The sequence below is a fragment of the Sinomonas sp. P10A9 genome (genome assembly GCF_041022165.1).
Lineage (GTDB): Bacteria > Actinomycetota > Actinomycetes > Actinomycetales > Micrococcaceae > Sinomonas > Sinomonas puerhi.
Map to the genome: position 1 here is coordinate 2,604,683 of NZ_CP163302.1, position 17,425 is coordinate 2,622,107.

17 protein-coding genes are annotated in these 17,425 nt (G+C 69.2%); 7 read left to right on the forward strand and 10 right to left on the reverse strand.

The genetic code is table 11. The annotated features are described in order from the left end of the window. Positions 1-11: 11 nt before the first annotated feature. Both AB5L97_RS11880 and AB5L97_RS11885 read right to left on the reverse strand, forming a co-directional pair. The gene (locus AB5L97_RS11880; protein WP_307957627.1) at positions 12-440 is read right to left on the reverse strand and encodes an HIT family protein; all 429 of its coding nucleotides are present in this window, start codon (positions 438-440) and stop codon (positions 12-14) included. A 116-nt stretch (positions 441-556) separates the two neighbouring features. After that, on the reverse strand, positions 557-1,477 hold the full coding sequence (locus AB5L97_RS11885; RefSeq protein ID WP_369044818.1) for a sulfurtransferase: 921 nt from the start codon (positions 1,475-1,477) through the stop codon (positions 557-559). Between the two features lie 132 nt (positions 1,478-1,609). Here AB5L97_RS11885 and AB5L97_RS11890 point away from each other — a divergent pair, with 132 nt between their 5' ends. Beyond that, on the forward strand, positions 1,610-2,686 hold the full coding sequence (locus AB5L97_RS11890; RefSeq protein ID WP_369047423.1) for a PLP-dependent cysteine synthase family protein: 1,077 nt from the start codon (positions 1,610-1,612) through the stop codon (positions 2,684-2,686). 18 nt (positions 2,687-2,704) lie between these two features. Here the strand turns inward: AB5L97_RS11890 and AB5L97_RS11895 are convergent, their stop codons facing one another. Then, complete coding sequence (locus AB5L97_RS11895; RefSeq protein WP_369044819.1) at positions 2,705-3,376, reverse strand: MBL fold metallo-hydrolase; 672 nt, start codon at positions 3,374-3,376, stop codon at positions 2,705-2,707. 137 nt (positions 3,377-3,513) lie between these two features. Between AB5L97_RS11895 and AB5L97_RS11900 the strand changes: the two genes are divergently transcribed. Next, positions 3,514-3,987 carry a Fur family transcriptional regulator gene (locus AB5L97_RS11900; protein WP_369044820.1) on the forward strand — a complete coding sequence of 158 codons (474 nt, stop codon included), beginning with the start codon at positions 3,514-3,516 and terminating at the stop codon, positions 3,985-3,987. A gap of 39 nt (positions 3,988-4,026) precedes the next feature. On the opposite strand, the gene AB5L97_RS11905 is transcribed toward AB5L97_RS11900, so the two are convergent. The 5 genes from AB5L97_RS11905 to AB5L97_RS11925 all read right to left on the reverse strand — a co-directional run bounded on the left by AB5L97_RS11905 (position 4,027) and on the right by AB5L97_RS11925 (position 9,359). Next, positions 4,027-4,938: a metal ABC transporter permease gene (locus tag AB5L97_RS11905; protein ID WP_369044821.1), complete on the reverse strand. Its 912-nt coding sequence runs from the start codon at positions 4,936-4,938 to the stop codon at positions 4,027-4,029. Continuing rightward, positions 4,935-5,735: a metal ABC transporter ATP-binding protein gene (locus AB5L97_RS11910; RefSeq protein WP_369047424.1), complete on the reverse strand. Its 801-nt coding sequence runs from the start codon at positions 5,733-5,735 to the stop codon at positions 4,935-4,937. The genes AB5L97_RS11905 and AB5L97_RS11910 overlap by 4 nt, the downstream gene beginning before the upstream one ends. A 110-nt stretch (positions 5,736-5,845) precedes the next feature. Beyond that, the gene (locus tag AB5L97_RS11915; RefSeq protein ID WP_369044822.1) at positions 5,846-6,823 is read right to left on the reverse strand and encodes a metal ABC transporter solute-binding protein, Zn/Mn family; all 978 of its coding nucleotides are present in this window, start codon (positions 6,821-6,823) and stop codon (positions 5,846-5,848) included. 143 nt (positions 6,824-6,966) lie between these two features. Next, a complete protein-coding gene (locus AB5L97_RS11920) occupies positions 6,967-8,034 on the reverse strand; it encodes a hemolysin family protein (protein WP_307957400.1) in 1,068 nt (355 codons plus the stop codon). Continuing rightward, positions 8,034-9,359, reverse strand: a complete 1,326-nt coding sequence (locus tag AB5L97_RS11925) for a hemolysin family protein (protein ID WP_369044823.1) — start codon at positions 9,357-9,359, stop codon at positions 8,034-8,036. Before AB5L97_RS11925 ends, AB5L97_RS11920 begins: the two co-directional genes overlap by 1 nt. A 418-nt stretch (positions 9,360-9,777) precedes the next feature. On the opposite strand from AB5L97_RS11925, the gene AB5L97_RS11930 reads away from it, so the two are divergent. The 5 genes from AB5L97_RS11930 to AB5L97_RS19735 all read left to right on the forward strand — a co-directional run bounded on the left by AB5L97_RS11930 (position 9,778) and on the right by AB5L97_RS19735 (position 16,255). Continuing rightward, positions 9,778-13,608 carry a multifunctional oxoglutarate decarboxylase/oxoglutarate dehydrogenase thiamine pyrophosphate-binding subunit/dihydrolipoyllysine-residue succinyltransferase subunit gene (locus AB5L97_RS11930; RefSeq protein WP_307957399.1) on the forward strand — a complete coding sequence of 1,277 codons (3,831 nt, stop codon included), beginning with the start codon at positions 9,778-9,780 and terminating at the stop codon, positions 13,606-13,608. Between the two features lie 167 nt (positions 13,609-13,775). Then, entirely contained in the window at positions 13,776-14,378 is a 603-nt protein-coding gene (locus tag AB5L97_RS11935; RefSeq protein ID WP_307957398.1) for a GDSL-type esterase/lipase family protein, read from the forward strand. Positions 14,379-14,528: 150 nt separating this feature from the next. After that, the gene (locus AB5L97_RS11940; protein WP_369044824.1) at positions 14,529-15,362 is read left to right on the forward strand and encodes a DUF4097 family beta strand repeat-containing protein; all 834 of its coding nucleotides are present in this window, start codon (positions 14,529-14,531) and stop codon (positions 15,360-15,362) included. After that, positions 15,359-16,096 carry a helix-turn-helix transcriptional regulator gene (locus AB5L97_RS11945; RefSeq protein ID WP_369044825.1) on the forward strand — a complete coding sequence of 246 codons (738 nt, stop codon included), beginning with the start codon at positions 15,359-15,361 and terminating at the stop codon, positions 16,094-16,096. Before AB5L97_RS11940 ends, AB5L97_RS11945 begins: the two co-directional genes overlap by 4 nt. Positions 16,097-16,180: 84 nt before the next feature. After that, positions 16,181-16,255 carry a 50S ribosomal protein bL37 gene (locus tag AB5L97_RS19735; protein ID WP_369299106.1) on the forward strand — a complete coding sequence of 25 codons (75 nt, stop codon included), beginning with the start codon at positions 16,181-16,183 and terminating at the stop codon, positions 16,253-16,255. A 105-nt stretch (positions 16,256-16,360) separates the two neighbouring features. On the opposite strand, the gene rsrA is transcribed toward AB5L97_RS19735, so the two are convergent. Both rsrA and AB5L97_RS11955 read right to left on the reverse strand, forming a co-directional pair. Then, positions 16,361-16,618, reverse strand: a complete 258-nt coding sequence (rsrA, locus tag AB5L97_RS11950) for a mycothiol system anti-sigma-R factor (protein ID WP_307957395.1) — start codon at positions 16,616-16,618, stop codon at positions 16,361-16,363. Then, the gene (locus AB5L97_RS11955) at positions 16,615-17,292 is read right to left on the reverse strand and encodes a sigma-70 family RNA polymerase sigma factor (protein WP_307957394.1); all 678 of its coding nucleotides are present in this window, start codon (positions 17,290-17,292) and stop codon (positions 16,615-16,617) included. The genes rsrA and AB5L97_RS11955 overlap by 4 nt, the downstream gene beginning before the upstream one ends. Positions 17,293-17,425: the final 133 nt, after the last annotated feature.

Genomic DNA, 17,425 nt, shown 5'->3' on the forward strand with positions numbered 1-17,425 from the left:
GCGAGGCGAGGCTAGGCGGCGGGGACGTTCTCGCCGTGTCCAGCGGCGCGCAGGGCCTCACGGATCTTCTCGGCCGCGGCGTCCATGACGGCGGGATCCGGGTTCTGCTGGACCTTCTTGAAGTCGTACTCGGCCTCGGAGAACGACGGCCACACGTGCAGGTGCAGATGATTGATCTCGAAGCCCGCGATGATCACGCCGGCGCGCGGAGCACCGAAGGCTTCCATCTGTGCCCGGCCGATGGTCTGCGCGACGAGCGTGACCTTCGCGAGAAGCTCGGGCGAGGCATCGGTCCACTTGTCGACCTCCGCGCGCGGTACCACGAGCGCGTGCCCGTCCGCGAGGGGGCCGATGCTCAGGAAGGCGACGACGTCCGGGTCCTTCCAGACGAAGCGTCCGGGCAGCTCGCCCTCGATGATCCGGGTGAACAGCGTGCTCATGGCTCTCCTGTCAGGTATGTTCTGGGTGCCCGCCGTGCGCGAGTCCCGCGTCGCGGTGGCCGAAACAAGGTCTGCGCGGATCTTGTCCGCGCCCGGGATGACGGGCCGTCCGGGGTTCATCGGTCCGACGCTATCGCATCCGGTCCGGCAGCCGCGCCGGGGCCGTCCCCCACGGCCACGGGCCGGGATGGGTCACGGGACCATTGCGAGAACGATCCGGGGTACAACGCCGCGTCGATGCCCGCGATGGCCAGCGCCGCGACGTCGTGCGCCGCAGTGACGCCCGAGCCGCAGTAGACAGCCACCGGTTCCCCGGCCACGGCCCCGAGGCGCGCGTACCGCTCGCGCAGGGCCTCGGCTGGCAGGAACGTCCCGTCCGGGGCGAGGTTGCCCGACGTCGGCGCGCTCACAGCGCCGGGGATGTGTCCCGCGCGCGGGTCCACGGGCTCGACGTCGCCCCGGTAGCGTTCGGCCGCGCGCGCGTCGAGGAGGACACCGCCGATCCCGGAGGGCCGCGGTGCGGCGAAGGCGGCCGCCGCGGCCGCGTCGATCCGCGGCATGTGCCCCTCGCCGAGCGTGACCGTGCCGGGCTCGGCCTCACGGCGGCCGGCCTCGAGCTCCCCGCCGGCTCGTGTCCATGCCGCGAGGCCGCCGTCAAGGATCCGCACCTGGGCGAGGCCTGCGTCGCGCAGCATCCACCACGCACGCGCCGCTGCCTGGCCCGAGGTCGCGTCGTACACGACCACCGCGTCGCCGTCGTCGATCCCCCACCGACGCGCCGAGTCCTCGAGGGCCTCCCTCGTCGGGAGGGGGTGGCGCCCGCCCGCGGCCTCCTCTGCGCTCCCGGGGGCCACCGGTGCGGCAAGCTCCGTCTCGAGGTCGGCGAACACGGCGCCCGGGATGTGCCCCGCCTCGTATTCCCCGCGGCCATCCGGGCCGCCCAGGGCCCACCGCACGTCAAGCACCACGATCGGCGTGCCGGCCGCGAGGAGTGCTGCGAGATCATCCGCCGCCAAGAGAACCTGTTCTGCGCCCATGACCCCACCCTAGCCGCGCCACCGCGCGGGGGGCACGGCGGAGAGGCACGTGCACGAGACGGATACGCTGTCCGAATGGACCCCCGCGCCGCCAGCCACGACCCCTCTGACCGCGCCGTGCCAGACCGCGCCCTGCCCGATCGCGCCCTGCCAGACCGCGCCTGGGCCAACGAGGCGATCCGCCGCCTCGAGGCCGACGCACATCGCAGCGCCGACACCCATCTGCACCGCATCCCGCTGCCCCGCGAGTGGGGCGTAGACGTCTACCTCAAGGACGAGTCGACGCACCGCACCGGCAGCCTCAAGCACCGGCTCGCCCGGTCGCTCTTCCTCTTCGCCCTCGTCAACGGGTGGATCCGTGAGGGCACGCCGGTGGTCGAGGCCTCGAGCGGGAGCACGGCGGTCTCCGAGGCCTACTTCGCGAGGCTCCTCGGCATCCCGTTCACAGCCGTCATGACGCGCGGGACGAGCGAAGAGAAGATCGCGCTCATCGAGCAGTACGGCGGCACGTGCCACTTCGTCGAGTCGGCGTCCGAGGTCTACGGGGAGGCTGCGCGGCTCGCCCGGGAAAGCGGCGGGCACTACCTGGACCAGTTCACGTTCGCCGAAAGGGCCACGGACTGGCGCGGCAACAACAACATCGCCGAGACGATCTTCGACCAGTTGGCGCTCGAGCCCCATCCGGTGCCCCGATGGATCGTCGTCGGCGCCGGAACGGGCGGCACGAGCACGACGATCGGCCGGTACGTGCGCTACCGACGGCTCGCGACCCAGCTGGCAGTGGTCGATCCCGAGAACTCGGCGTTCTACCCGAGCTGGGAATCCGGTGCTCCGGCGGTCGGCAGCGCGTCCAGGATCGAGGGGATCGGCCGGCCGAGGCTCGAGCCGAGCTTCAATCCGCGGATCGTCGACCGCATGTTCAGGGTGCCCGACGGCGCGTCCGTCGCCGCGATGCGGGACCTCACCGCGCGCTTCGGCTTCACCGCCGGCCCCTCCACGGGCACGAGCCTCTGGGGCGTGTGGCAGCTCGTCGCGGAGATGGTCGAGAACGGTGAGCGCGGCAGCATTGTGACGCTCATGTGCGATGGCGGCGCGCGGTACCGGAATTCGTACGGCGACGACGCGTGGCTCGAGGCCCACGGGCTGGACCCGGAACACCACGGCACCTTGCTCGCGGACTTCTTCGCGACGGGCCGCTGGCGCGGTTGACCGCGGCCAGTGTCTCGCTCAGAGCTCGACAGACTCGCGCGGCGCGAGATGCGCGAACTGGGTCCCGTAGAGGCCCGAGATCCGCTGGGCGTGGCCCTCGACGAGCCCGGTCCCGAGATCGTTCAGGAGCGCGTTGTGGATGGGGTAGGCCCGCTGCGGGCGCACCGCGATGACGTAGTCGAGCACCTCGCCCACCTTGCTCCACGGCGCGTGGATCGGTACGAGGAGCGTTGGGACGGCCACACCGTAGGGCACGGTGAACGAGTCCCCCGGGTGGAACGCCTCGCTGTCGACCAGATAGCCGATGTTCGCCACCACCGGCACGCTCGCGTGGATGAGGGCGTGCTGGCTCCCGAAGGTCCTGATGTGGAAGCCTGCCGCCTCGAACTCGGCATCTGGCTCTGCAACGTGGATCCGGCTCGCGGCCGACGGCGCGGCCTCCGTCAGCTGCCCGGCCGTCTTCGCCGGCGCCCAGGCCTCGAGGGAAGCGCTGCTCTCGAGCGCTGCGGCGGCCCGCACCACGTCGATGTGGTCGGGATGCTCGTGCGTCACGAGCAGGGCCTGCGCACCGTCGAGGGCTTCCTCGACCTCCGAGAAGGACCCGGGATCTACCACGAGGGTGGATCGGCCTCCATCCGTCCCGGGCTTGTCGAACCGGACACACGAGTGGGTGTACTTGGTCATGCGCACGCCGAAAGTCTAGAACCGTTCTTGCTAAGCTGGTAGGCCTCGGAAGGCATGCAGGCCCGGACAGCAGGTCCGGACACAGCAGATCCAGAAATAGCAGATCCGGAACAGCGCTGTCCGGACAAGGCAAGGAGGGGTCGGTGGCAGAACGGACACGCGAGCAGCGTGTGACGAAACAGCGGCTCGCAGTCTCAGGAGCCCTCGACCGGCTCGAGGACTTCGTGAGCACTCAGGAGCTGCACCGCTTGCTCCACGACCAAGGCACGGCCGTCTCCCTTGCGACGACCTACCGCATCCTCCAGTCGATGGCCGAGGAAGGCCTCGTCGACGTGCTGCGCAGCGACGACGGCGAGGCCGTCTACCGCCGGTGCGAGGCCACGGGACACCACCATCACCTCGTGTGCCGCCGGTGCGGGAAGGCCGTGGATGTCGAGGCGCCGGCGGTCGAGACGTGGGCGAGCCGCGTCGCCGGCGAGCATGGCTACACGGCGGTCGAGCACACAGTCGAGATCTTCGGGCTCTGCCCCGAGTGCACCCTCATCGTCGCGCGCGAGGGTACTCCCGGGACCGCCGGGGGCAGCGCGGCCGCCGGTGGCGCTCCAACGAGGCCCTAGTGGACGACGGCGGGCCCCGCCTGAGGCGGGACGCGCGCCTCAGGCGGCGACCGGCGTCGTGCGTTCGCTCGACTCCCGGGCAGGACGGACAACTCGCCCGGTCAGACCCATGCGGTGCCGTACCCAGCCGATGACCGCGCACACGACGTAGAACAGGAACGAGAGCGTCGTGATGTAGGGGCTGATCGGCAGGCGCCCGCCGAGCGCGAGCAGAATGCCGCCCACGGTCGCCGCCATCGCGAAGAGCACGCTCAGCATGAGGACGAGCTTCGGCGAGGACGTGACCCTGAGTGCGGCGGCGGCCGGTGTGATGAGCAGCGCAAGGACGAGGAGCGCGCCCACCACTTGGATCGACAGGGCCACGCTCACCCCGAGCACAACCATGAACGCGATCGAAAGCAACCGCACCGGAACGCCCCGCGCGAACGCCATCTCCGGGTCGACGCTGGCGAACGTGAGCGGCCGCCACACCGCGATGAGGATCGCGATCACCACGGCCGCCGCGATGGCGAGGGTCTGCAGCTGGACCGTGTCCACGGCAACGATCTGCCCCGTGAGGAGGCTGAACTTGTTCGCTGCCCTGCCCTGGTAGAGCGCGAGGAACAGGATGCCGAGCCCCAGGCCGAACGGCATGAGGACACCGATCACGGAGTTCTTCTCGCGGGCCCGTCCGCCCATGAGCCCTACGACGAGTGCGGCCGCGACGGATCCGACGAGGGAACCCGTGACGATGTCTGCCCCCACGAGGAGCGCGAACGCGGCACCCGCGAACGAGAGCTCGGAAATCCCGTGGACAGCGAACGCGAGGTCCCGTTTCATGACGAACGTCCCCACGACGCCGCCGAGGAGGCCCAGGATCGCCCCGGCCCAGACCGAGTCGATGACGAGCGCGAGGATATCGCCGTAGTTCTCGAACGAGAACACGGTTCCCCAGAAGTCTGCAAAGTTCATGCGGGCTGCTCTTCCTGGTGGGGCTCCGGGGCGTGCGCGTGGGTTGTGGCGTCCGGCAGGCCGACGACGACGATCCGCCCGTTGACGCGCGAGACCTCGACGCGGCTGCCGTAGAGCTCGGAGAGCACCTCGGTGGTCATGACCTCCTCGACCGTGCCGATGCGGAACTTGCCGTCGGCGATGTACAGCACGCGGTCGAGGTAGTCGAGGATCGGGTTGATCTCGTGCGTGACGAGCACAACGGCCGCGCCCTCCCTCCTCTGGGCGTCGATGAGGCCGCTCACGGCCTGCTGGTGGTTGAGGTCGAGCGAGAGGAGCGGCTCGTCGCAGAGCAGCACCCTCGGGTTGTCGGCGATCGCCTGTGCCACTCGGAGCCTCTGCTGCTCGCCGCCCGAGAGCAGGCCCACGGGGACCTTCGCGTACTCGGTGGCCCCCACCTTCGCGAGGAGCGCGTCGACCCGACGGTCGACGGCGCGGGACCGGAGCCGGATACCCCACCGGTGTCCGTCGATTCCCAGCGCCACGAGGTCCCGGGCGCGCATCGGCGTGGTCGGAGCGAACATCTTCTGCTGCGGGATGTATCCGACGTGATCGCCCCTGCGTCCCGGCGCACGGCCCCCGACCTCGACGGTTCCCGTGGTGAGGGGCACGGCGCCGAGCAGCGCCTTGAGGAACGTTGTCTTGCCGCTGCCGTTGGGCCCGAGGACGGCGAAGAACTCCCCCTCGCGGATGTCCAGGTCGAGCCCCGCCCACAGGGTCCTGTCGCCGAAGGCGAGGGACGCGTTGCGGAGCCGCACCACGGAAGGGCCACCGACGCCGGACGGGATACCCTCGCGAGCCGACGGCGCAGGCGCTGCGCTTGTCATGGTGGCCAAGTCTAGAGGTCCATGCTGAGAATGAGGATCGGTCACGACAGCGCCTTGCCGAGGGCATCCACGTTGGACTGCATCCAGTCGAGATAGCCGGTGCCCTCGGGGACGGTCTCCGTGAAGTCGACGACGGGGACCTTCGCGGACTCCGCAGCCTTGCGCAGCTGCTCCGTCTGCGGGCTCGCCGTCTGCGGGTTGTATGCGAGCATGGCGACATCCCTCGAGCCGACAAGGTCCAGCATCTCCTTGAGGACCGCCGGAGGGACATCCTGCCCTTCTTCCACTGCAGAGGTGAAGGCCTCGGGTGTCGCGTTGGTGAGGCCCGCTGCCTCGAGGAGGTAGAGCGGGACAGGCTCGGTCACGGCTACCTTCTTGCTGGCTGCGTGGGCTTTGAGGCCCGCGATCTGGCCCTCGAGGGCAGCGAGCCTCGTGTCAACAGCCTTGGCTTGGGCCTCGAACGTGCCCTTGCCCGAGGGATCGAGCTGGGCGAGGCGGTCGGCGACCGCGGCGGTGATCTTCCTCATCGCCGCGACGTCATACCAGACGTGCTCGTTGTAGGACGCGTGCGCTTGGCCCGAGGCAGTGCTCGCGGTTCCGGTGCTCCCCTGCTGCTCGAGGCCCGCGATCTGCACGGCGGTGATGATGCTGTCCGGCCCCACCTTCCCCTCGCGCGCGAGCGTGTCCAGGAAGGGGTCGTAGCCGCCGCCATTCTCGATGACGAGCTTCGCCTTGGACACGGCGAGCCGGTCCTGGCTCGTGGCCTCGTAGGAATGCGGGTCCTGGCTCGCTTTGGAGATCATCGCGGTCACGGAGACCCGATCGCGGCCGACGGCCTTGGCCAGGTCTCCGTAGACATTCGTGGAGGCGACGACGGCGATCGCCCCACCGGCCCCCGCGCTGCTCGAACCGGTCGTGGCGCCGGGGGCGCAGGCGGCGAGGCCGAGCACCGCCGCGGCGGCAACGACGCCAATCACGCTGGGGCGGGCCTTGGCAAGGGAGGCGGTGAAGGAACGCACAGGAGTCCTCAGTTCTAGGTCTGTCACAGGACGGGGCACGGGTCCCACGTCAGGAGGGCATCGGTGAGAACCGATCGCATTAGGACCACTGTACCGCTTCTTGGGAACAATTCCCATTTAGGTTTGCCTGCGCTCCTCCGCGTTCAGGCCGATCCGTGGTGCGCCCTCCACGACCCGCGGCTCTGCGTGGCATCCCGGATCTCGCCCACGAGCAGCTCGATGACATCCTCGAGGAACACCACGCCGTGGGTCGTTCCCTCGGGTCCGATCACGCGGGCCAGATGGAAGCCGGACTTCTGCATCGCCGAGAGCGCGTCCTCGATCTCGGCGTCGAGCGAAAGGTTCGCGAGCGAACGGACTCGGCTCTCCCCGATCGGCCGGGCGCGCTGGTCAGGGGCGATCGCAAGGACGTCCTTGAGGTGGAGGTAGCCCACGAGCTCGCCGTCGTCGTCCACCATCGGGAAGCGGGAGAATCCGGTCCGGGAGACGGCCTTCTCGAACTCGGCCGGAGTCGCGGTGGTGGGCAGGGACACAAGGTCACCGAGCGGCACCATGATCGACTCGGCACTCTGGTCCGAGAATTCGAGGGCCCCGGAGAGGAGCCCAGACTCGTCGTCGACGAGCCCGCTCCGGGTCGACTCGGCGACGATCGACTGGACCTCCTCCAGGGTGAAGCTCGAGGTCACCTCGTCCTTGGGCTCGACGCGCATGAGGTGCAGGACGGCGTTGGCACTGCCGTTGAGGAAGAAGATCACGGGCCGCACGAGGTGCGCCATGCTCAGGAGCACCGGGGCGAGGAGCACCGCGGCGCGGTCTGCGGCGGAGACCGAGATGTTCTTGGGGACCATCTCTCCGAGCGTCACGTGCAGGAACGTCACGACGATGAGCGCCACGACGAAACCCAGAGAGTCCGCAAGCTCGAGCGGGACGCCGACGGCGTGCAGCGGGCCGCCGATGAGGTGGTGGATCGCCGGCTCAGCCACCTGCAGGATCAGCAGCGAACACACGGTGATGCCCAGCTGGGCGGCGGCGAGCATGAGCGAGACGTTCTCCATGGCACGCAGCGTGGTCGCGGCGCGGGCCGATCCTGCGTCCGCGAGTGGTTCGATCTGGCTGCGGCGCGCGCTCATGATGGCGAACTCGGCGGCGACGAAGAAGGCGTTGCCGAGCAGCAGCAGGGCGAGCCACAGTATTCCTCCCCAGTCCCCCATCAGGCTGCACTCCCGCCGCCGTGCTCGGCGCCGGGCGGCTCGGGCGGGGAGAACTTGAGGCGGTCCACCCGGCGACCGTCCATGCGGACCACAGTGAGGGTTCCGCCGCCGACCTCGAGGGAATCGCCCTCCTGTGCCACTCGGCCGAGCGCGCTCATGACGTACCCGCCCACGGTCTCGTAGGCAGGGTCATCGACGACGCCGAGGCCCGGCACTTGCTCCGACACCTCGTCCGGCCGCATGAGCCCGGGAAAATACCAGTCCCCCGCCGAGCTCTGGAGAACGCCGGGGGCCCGCCTGTCGTGCTCGTCCGCAACCTCGCCGACGATCTCCTCGACCAGGTCCTCGAGCGTGACGATCCCTGCGGTCCCCCCATACTCATCGAGCACGACGGCGAGCTGGAGGTTGCCATCGCGCAGCTGCGAGATGAGCGAGTCGAGGTGGATCGTCTCGGGCACCTGGAGGATCTCCGTCATGATGGCGCCCGCCGGAACCTTGCCCCTCTTCTTGGCCGGGACGGCGACGGCCTTCTTGACGTGCACGACGCCGCGGACGTCGTCGGGCGAATCCCCGATGACCGGGAAGCGCGAGTGGCCGGTCTCCCGCGCCGCTTCGACGACGGCGGCCACGGGCTCGTCGACGTCGACCATGGTGACCCGGTTGCGCGGGGTCATGACGTCCGCCGCGGTGCGCCCGGAGAAGCGGAGGGTGCGCGAGATGAACCGCGCCGTCCCTGCATCCAGGGTGCCGAGCTCGGCGGAGCGGCGCACGAGGGACGAAAGCTCCGCTGGCGAGCGGGCGCCGGAGATCTCCTCCTTCGCCTCGATCCCCATAAGGCCGAGCACCCAGTTCGCGAAACCGTTGAACAGCAGCACCGCAGGCTTGAAGATCGCGGTGAACACCAACTGGGGACGGGCGACGGCGCGGCCCACCACGAGCGCGCGGGCAATCGCCAGGTTCTTGGGAACCAGCTCTCCGATGAGCATCGACAGGAGTGTCGCGAAGATCATCGCGAGCGTGAGCGAGACGGCAGTGGCCCCTGGGATGCCCAGCGACGTGAGCGGCACCTCGAGGAGGTGTCCGACCGACGGCTCCATGACGAAGCCGGTCAGGAGCGTGGTCAGGGTGATGCCGAGCTGGCAGCTCGAGAGCTGGGTCGAGAGTGTGGTGAGACAGTGCAGGAGGGCTCGGGCACCCGGTTCCCCTGCCTCGACGCTGCCCTGGACGGTCGACTTGTCCAAGGCGACGAGGGAGAACTCGACGGCGACGAAGAATCCAGTGCCGAGGATGAGCAGGATGCCGACCGCGAGAAGGAGCCATTCCACGTCAGGAGCACCGCTCTTCCAGGCGGGGACAGCTGGCACGCGGGGGAATCGCCGGCGCAGGAATCAGGTGGGCAAGTTCACGGGGCATGCCGGCTCGGCGGCCGAGCGGGCGACTGGCGCCCCCACGACCGGGCCGGCATCTAGAGGTGCCGTCCATAGTGAATCCAGATTATCAGTGGGCGCTCAGGCGAGTGTCACAAGTGTCTGGTGTGACAGCCGACTCACAATCACACGAATCGTGTCGGTCTTTACTAGACTGTCCTCTTGAGTGTGGGCTCCTCACGGCGCCCACGGCGGTCGGCGGATACGGCCAGCCCCTGGCATCGCCCGGTGGAGCACACAGGCGTGCGGTGCGGGGGTGGAGGCGCGGAGCCGCTGATACGCGGGCCTAAGTATCGATGGAAGAGGCGTATCTCCAGTGCCAGAACTGCCAACCCACCGCCTGCCCGAGGAATTCGGCGGCAACGAGTGGCTTGTGGACGAGCTCTACGAGCAGTACCAGCAGAACAAGAACTCAGTTGACGCCAAGTGGTGGCCGCTGTTCGAGTCCTTCGACTCGGACAGCGGCCACACGTCCAACGGCACCGCCAAGGCGCAGGCCGTTGACACCCTCACGCGGCAGATTCCTACGGTCAAGGCGCCGGCTGCGGCCCCTGAACCCGCCGCCGCTGCTCCCGCGGCCGCCCCAGCTCCTGCCCCCGCGGCGCCGGCCGCGCCTGCGTCGGCTGCGCCTGCTGCCTCTGCGCCAGCGCCCGCGGCGCCCGCCCCGAAGAAGGGAGCGGCCGCCGTCGTGCGCGACGGCGCGAAGGCAGGAACGACCGGACTCATCCCGGCGCAGCTGCCCAAGACCGCCAAGAGCGAATCGACCGAGGAAGACGTCGTCTCGCCCCTGCGCGGCCCGGCCAAGGCCATCGCGACGAACATGGTCCAGAGCCTCGAGGTCCCGACGGCCACGACCGTGCGCGCGATCCCCGCGAAGCTGCTCATCGACGAGCGCATCGTGATCAACAACCACCTCACGCGCGTGCGCGGGGGCAAGGTCTCCTTCACGCACCTCATCGGCTTCGCGGTCATCCGCGCACTCAAGCTCATGCCGTCGATGAACGTCTCCTACGAGGAGGTCGACGGCAAGCCCGTCGCCATCCAGCACGCGCACGTCAACTTCGGCATCGCGATCGACCTGCCCAGGCCGGACGGTTCCCGCCTCCTCGTGGTCCCGAACATCAAGAAGGCCGAGACCCTCAACTTCTCGGACTTCTGGCACACCTACGAAGACCTCATCAAGCGGGCCCGCGACGGCAAGCTCACGGCCGACGACTACGCCGGCACGACCGTCTCCCTCACGAACCCGGGAGGCATCGGCACGGTGCACTCGGTGCCGCGCCTGTCCAAGGGCCAGGCGGCGATCATCGGCGTCGGGGCCCTCGAGTACCCGGCCGAGTTCCAGGGCTCGTCCGAGAAGGTCCTGGCCCTGAGCGCCGTGGGCAAGATCATCACGCTCACCTCGACGTACGACCACCGCGTCATCCAGGGGGCCGGCTCGGGCGAGTTCCTCCGGATCGTCCACCAGCTCCTCCTCGGCGAGCAGGGGTTCTACGACGAGATCTTCGAGTCGCTGCGCATCCCGTACGAGCCCGTGCGCTGGAGCCCCGACCTCCAGGTCAACCCCGAGGACACCATCAACAAGGTGGCCCGGATCCAGCAGCTCATCCACGCGTTCCGCGTGCGGGGCCATCTCATGGCGGACACCAACCCGCTCGAGTACGTCCAGCGGCGCCACCCGGACCTCGATGTCCTGACGTACGGCCTCACGCTCTGGGACCTCGACCGCGAGTGGCCCACGGGAGGGTTCGGCGGCAAGCCGAAGATGAAGTTCCGCGATATCCTCGGCGTGCTCCGCGACGCCTACTGCCGCACCACCGGCATCGAGTACATGCACCTCCAGGAGCCCGCCGAGCGCAAGTGGTTCCAGGACGAGCTCGAGCACCCGTACAAGAAGCCCAGCCGGGACGAGCAGCTGCGCATCGTGTCGCGGCTCAACGCGGCCGAGGCGTTCGAGACCTTCCTGCAGACCAAGTTCGTCGGCCAGAAGCGCTTCTCCCTCGAGGGCGGCGAGTCCCTCATTCCGCTCCTCGATGCCACGCTCTCCGAGGCCGCCGAAGACGGACTCGACGAGGTCGGGATCGGCATGGCCCACCGCGGCCGCCTCAACGTCCTGACGAACATCGCGGGCAAGACGTACGCCCAGGTGTTCCGCGAGTTCGAGGGCACGCAGGATCCGAAGAGCGTCCAGGGCTCGGGAGACGTCAAGTACCACCTCGGCACCGAGGGCACCTTCACCGCGGAGAACGGCAAGCAGACCAAGGTCTACCTCGCCGCGAACCCGTCCCACCTCGAGGCCGTGGACTCCGTGCTCGAGGGCATCGTCCGCGCCAAGCAGGACCGGCTCGACCAGGGCGAGGCCTTCCCCGTCCTGCCGATCCTCGTCCACGGCGATGCGGCCTTCGCGGGCCAGGGCGTCGTTGCCGAGACGCTCAACCTCTCGCAGCTGCGCGGCTACCGCACGGGCGGCACGATCCACATCGTGGTCAACAACCAGGTCGGCTTCACGACGTCGCCGTCGGCCTCGCGCTCGTCGGTCTACTCGACGGACGTGGCCAAGATGGTCCAGGCCCCGATCTTCCACGTCAACGGCGATGACCCGGAAGCAGTGGTCCGCGTCGCCCAGATGGCGTACCGGTTCCGCCAGCGGTTCCACAAGGACGTCGTCGTCGACCTCGTGTGCTACCGCCGCCGCGGCCACAACGAGGGCGACGATCCGTCGATGACCCAGCCGCTCATGTACAACCTCATCGAGGCGAAGCGCTCCGTCCGCAAGCTCTACACCGAGAGCCTGATCGGACGTGGCGACATCACGCAGGACGAGGCCGAGCAGCTGCTGCGCGACTACCAGGAGCGCCTTGAGCGGGTCTTCGCCGAGACTCACGCGGCGCAGACCTCGCCGCTGCCGATCATCACCGCGGACTCGAAGGCCGTCTCGGACCTCGAGCGCCCGCTGGCCCAGCAGCAGGACGACGCCGCGGGCGGCATCCAGCGCCCCACGGCGATCAGCCCAGAGCTGCTCGCACGGATCGGCCAGGCCCACGTCGAGGTGCCGGAGAGCTTCACGGTCCACCCCAAGCTGCGGCAGATCCTCGAACGGCGCGAGCAGATGTCCCGCGAGGGCGGAATCGACTGGGGCTTCGGCGAGCTCCTGGCCCTCGGCTCGCTCATCGCCGAGGGCGTCCCGGTGCGCCTCGCCGGCCAGGACTCGCGGCGCGGCACGTTCGTGCAGCGCCACGCGGTGTTCCACGACCGGACGAACGACAACGAGTGGACCCCGATCGCAAACCTCTCCGAGGACCAGGCGAAGCTCGCGATCTACGACTCGTCCCTGTCCGAGTACGCCGCCCTCGGATTCGAGTACGGCTACTCCGTGGAGCGTCCCGATGCCCTCGTGGCGTGGGAGGCGCAGTTCGGCGACTTCGTCAACGGGGCCCAGACGATCATCGACGAGTTCATCTCCTCGGCCGAGCAGAAGTGGGGCCAGCGCAGCTCGCTCGTCATGCTCCTGCCGCATGGCTACGAGGGGCAGGGCCCGGACCACTCGTCCGCGCGCATCGAGCGATTCCTCCAGATGTGCGCCGAGCAGAACATGGTCGTTGCCCAGCCGAGCACGCCGGCTTCGCACTTCCACCTGCTCCGGCGCCAGGCGTTCAGCCGCCCGCGCAAGCCGCTCATCGTCTTCACGCCGAAGCAGCTCCTGCGCCTCAAGGCGGCGGCATCGTCGGTCGAGGACTTCACGCAGGGCACGTTCCGCCCGGTCATCGGCGAGCACGAGCAGTTTGACGCGAGCACGGTGGACCGCGTGGTCCTCGTCTCCGGCAGGCTCTACTACGACCTGCTGGCCGCGCGGACCAAGGCCAAGGACGTCAAGACGGCGCTCGTCCGCGTCGAGCAGCTCTACCCGCTGCCCGAGGCCGAGATCAAGGCCGAGCTCGCGAAGTACCCCAACGCCGAGGTGGTGTGGGCCCAGGACGAGCCTGCGAACCAGGGGCCCTGGCCCTACATGGCGGTCGCGCTTGCTCCGACGCTCGAGCAGCGGCTGCGCCTCATCTCGCGCGCGGCCTCGGCCGCGACGAGCGCAGGGTCGATGAAGCGCCACACGGCCGAGGGCAACGGCCTCGTCCACGAGGTGTTCGCGCGCTAAGCGCCAGCACTGACAGCGCACGACGGCGGCCGGTCCCCTCGAGGGGGCCGGCCGCCCTTGCTGTGCTCGCCCCGATAGACCTCAATCCCCGGAGCGCACTGGCGGCTTCGCTAGACTCGTGAAGGCGAGGACGGGGCAAGCTGGCCCCCACGATGAGGGGAGTGTGGATGGCCCACGAGAGGAAGCTGCGCATTGCAGCGATCGGCGACGAGCTGCTGGCCGGCAACGGAGATCCACGGGCCCTCGGCTGGCTCGGCCGCGTCCTGGCGCGGACTCCGCGTGAGGAGCTCGTCCTGGAGTCCTACGTGCTCGCCGCGCCGGAGGAGGGCACCGAGACCCTGGCGGTGCGCTGGGAGAACGAGGTCATGCGACGCTTCGGCGCGGGGTATGAGAACCGCCTCGTGATCGGGCTCTCCGGACGCGACATCGAGTTCGGCCTCTCCCCCGCACGCAGCCGCCTCAACGTGGCCAACATCCTCGATTCCGCCCAGCAGAACAGCGCGGAGGTGTTCGTGGTCGGCCCCCCGCCTACGCTGGATCCGTCGCAGAACCGTCGCCTCGCAGAGCTCAATACCGCGTTCGCAGATGTCACGACCCGCAGGAACTACTACTACGTCGACACCTTCTCGCCGCTGCTGAACCATGAGCAGTGGCGCGGGGACCTCGCGGCCAATGCCGGCACCCCCGGGCAGGCTGGCTACGGGCTCATCGCGTGGCTCGTCCTGCACCGCGGATGGTTCCCCTGGCTCCGGCTCCCCCAGCCCCAGTAGCCCCGCGCTCCTGGGCTCCAGGTGGTGGCCCCAGATCCAGCGCTCTCCCAGGGCCGCGGTGTTCTGTCACCGCGGCCCTTGCCATGTCCCCAGACACGATATATCTTGTTCCTAATACGCGATATATCGCGTCTAATCCCAGGAGGGGACATGGAACCGGAAACCTGGTCCGTGACGGGACCGCAGACCATCGACATCGAGTCCGTGGGCTCGCTGCGCGCCGGAATCGTCGACGGGCGGCTGGACGTCATCGTCCGGGACGGCCCGGGCGCCCGCATCGAGGTGTCCGAGGTGAAGGGGGAACCGCTGACCGTTTCCCTCATCGACGGTCGTCTTGAGGTCCGCCACCGCGAGGAGGGCCCGCAGGGCTGGCTCAAGAGCCTCCTCAACACCGTGGGCGGCAGCAGCATGAACTCGGCCATCGTGAGCATCGCGGTGCCGCGCGGCACCATCATCGAGATCGCCACGGTCACCGGCGAGGGCTTTGTGGCCGGCGCCGGACCCACCACGCGGCTCAACACGGTGTCCGGGTCCCTCCTCGCGGACGATACAGACGGCGAGATGCACCTCAACACCGTCTCGGGCGACATCATCGCCCGCGCCCACTCGGGCGTCCTCACGGCCAAGACGGTCTCGGGCGAGATCACCGCCTCGGGCGCGCTGACCGATGTCCGGGCCACCTCCGTCTCCGGCGGGCTCTCGTTCGACCTGAGCGGATTCTGCCGGACGCTCGCGGTGAGCACGATGAGCGGGGACCTCACCGTCCGCGTCCCGCACGATACCGGCGTGGACCTCTCCGCGAGCATGGTGTCGGGCCATGTCGTGGTCGACGACGACCGCCTGCGCACCTCGGGCGGAAAGGTGTCCGCCACTCTGGGCCCAGCGGACCGCCGCACTGCCGTCCGTGCGAAGTCCGTGTCGGGGGACATCTCCGTGGTCCATGCGCCAGCCCCGGCGCAGCAGCCCGAGGGCGAGCACTCATGACGCCACCGGTCTTCGCCCATGGCGCCCTGCGGCTGTACCTCCTGGCCCTGCTTGAGGACGGACCCAAGCACGGCTACGAGCTCATCAAGGCCTTGGGCGACCGGTTCGGCGGCACGTACTCGCCCAGCGCCGGGACGGTGTACCCGAGGCTCGGCAAGCTCGAGGAGGAGGGTCTCGTGGCCACCTCCCAGGACGGGCGGCGCACCGTGTACTCGATCACGGACGCCGGGCGCGCGGAGGTCGAGGACCGGCGCGGGGAGCTCGAGGACGTCGAACAGGACATCTCAGCATCGGTGCGACGGCTGGCGGACACCCTACGTGACGAGCTGAGGTCGAGCATGCGCGGACTGCGCGCCGACCTCGCTGCCACGGCCGAGACGGCCCGGCAGGCCGCCAAGCAGGCCGGACGCGCGCCGTCGTCTGCAGGGGGCCCGCAGTCAGAAACAGCGGGACGCCCCGCGAGCGCCCCCGAGAGCGGCCCATCGGGCGAACCGGCAGCGAGCTCACCGAGCGGCCCCACACCGCGGGGCCGGGCCGAGTCACTCCGCGACAACCGCGGTGCCCTGGCCGAGGCCGAGATGCTCATCCGCGGGTTCCGAGACGACATGCGGCTCGAGCTGCGCGAGTTTGCGGCAGCCCACACCATGACGGATGTGACGCTCGAGGCACTCCGCCAGTCGCTCGACGCCACCCGGACGGCCATCCGGACGGCACTCCGGGGCCCGATCCGCTAGACTTGACGATGGCCTTCTGGGCCACTCGTCCGGTTCCGGGGAAGTTCCGGGGCCATCAGTGAAGTCAAGAGAAGGAGGCCAGCCATGAGCAAGCGTGCACGCAAGCGCCGTGACCGCAAGCGCGGCGGCGCGAACCACGGCAAGCGCCCCAACACCTGAGCGCAGCCTGGTCCGCTATGCGGAACGTGACGAGGCCCCGGACCTGATGGTCCGGGGCCTCGCTTCGTCGGGCCTGACGCTGTCCTGTACCCAGCCGTGAGCGGTTCAGGCCTCGCTGCGCGCCGTGTGGATCTTGGTCAGGATGGAATCCTTGAGGGACGCTGGAGCCTGCTCGTGGCAGCTCCGCTTCATGGCGGAGCGGATCATGCACTCGAGATCGTGCTCGCTGAGGCAGTCCGAGCAGGACTCGAGATGCGTCCGGATCTCAGCGACCTCGTGCGCGGGCAGCGCCCCGTCCAGGTACTCGTACAACCGGTGGAGGCGGCTGTCGTCACAGTCGCCCAGGCCCTGGCAATCGCTCATTTTTCCTTCTCCTGTGACGCTGCCGCAGTGCGGGCACCAGCGAATCCGCGCTCTGCGGCGTAGTCGGCAAGACGGTCACGGAGCATTTTGCGTCCGCGATGCAGTCGGCTCATGACCGTGCCGATCGGTGTGTTCATGATGTCCGAGATCTCCTTGTAGGCGAAGCCCTCCACATCCGCGAAGTACACCGCGAGGCGGAACTCCTCGGGAATCGATTGGAGGGCGTCCTTGACGTCGGAGTCCGGAAGGTGGTCGAGGGCCTCCGCCTCGGCGGAGCGCAGCCCCGACGAGGTGTGCGACTCGGCCCGCGCGAGCTGCCAGTCCTCGACGGTGTCCGTCTGGGCCTGCTGGGGCTCCCGCTGCCGCTTCCTGTAGAGATTGATGTACGTGTTCGTGAGGATCCGGTAGAGCCAGGCCTTGAGGTTGGTCCCCGGCTTGTACTGGTGGAACGCCGCGAAGGCCTTTGCGTAGGCCTCCTGCACGAGGTCCTCGGCGTCCGCGGGATTGCGCGCCATACGCATAGCCGCCGAGTAGAGCTGGTCAACGTACTGCATTGCGTCCCGCTCGAAGCGCTCACGCCGCTCGTCATCGGTCTCGGACGCGATGTCGCGCACGGGAGACTCCTCCCGGCTGTTGTCCGGGACCTGGCGTTCGCGGGGCTCAGCAGTGCTCATTGCCGCCCAGTCTACTGGCGCGGCCGCCGCGCGCTCCGCGATGCCAACGGCACGATCAAGGACCAGCACCCGGTTCCTTCCTCTTAGTCGCGTGCATCACGTCAGTCCACACGGCTCGTCGGCTGTCCCGACC